Source organism: Streptosporangium vulgare, assembly GCF_042428775.1.
Lineage (GTDB): Bacteria > Actinomycetota > Actinomycetes > Streptosporangiales > Streptosporangiaceae > Streptosporangium > Streptosporangium vulgare.
This window is the reverse complement of sequence record NZ_JBHMBS010000177.1, coordinates 1-558: the sequence shown is the minus strand read 5'-3', so window position 1 is coordinate 558 and position 558 is coordinate 1. Positions and strand designations below refer to the sequence as shown.

Genomic DNA, 558 nt, shown 5'->3' with positions numbered 1-558 from the left:
CGGTTCGTCTGAGAATGACGTGCAACTGCGCACGCGACACCCGGAGACAACGGCTGACTAAGCTTACTCCCCATCCCCGGGCAATAAGGGCGCGTGCGCTATCCACTTTTTTGCCCGTCCATATTCAACGGCTTCTTTGAGGAGTTCATTTTCCATCGTTTTCTTGCCGAGCAGGCGCTGGAGTTCTTTAATCTGCTTCATGGCGGCAGCAAGTTCAGAGGCAGGAACAACCTGTTCTCCGGCGGCGACAGCAGTAAGACTTCCTTCCTGGTATTGCTTACGCCAGAGAAATAACTGGCTGGCTGCTACACCATGTTGCCGGGCAACGAGGGAGACCGTCATCCCCGGTTCAAAGCTCTGCTGGACAATTGCGATCTTTTCCTGTGTGGTACGCCGTCTGCGTTTCTCCGGCCCTAAGACATCAATCATCTGTTCTCCAATGACTAGTCTAAAAACTAGTATTAAGACTATCACTTATTTAAGTGATATTGGTTGTCTGGAGATTCAGGGGGCCAGTCTAAACTTGCTCTTTTCTTCTGGTGTTTATCTTTGAAAGAT

The 558-nt window shown here is 50.0% G+C and carries 1 pseudogene; it reads right to left on the bottom strand.

Annotated elements, in window-relative coordinates:
• A pseudogene (locus tag ACFFRH_RS44570) lies at positions 1-429 on the bottom strand (transposase); the annotation flags it as partial.
• Positions 430-558 lie beyond the last annotated feature (129 nt).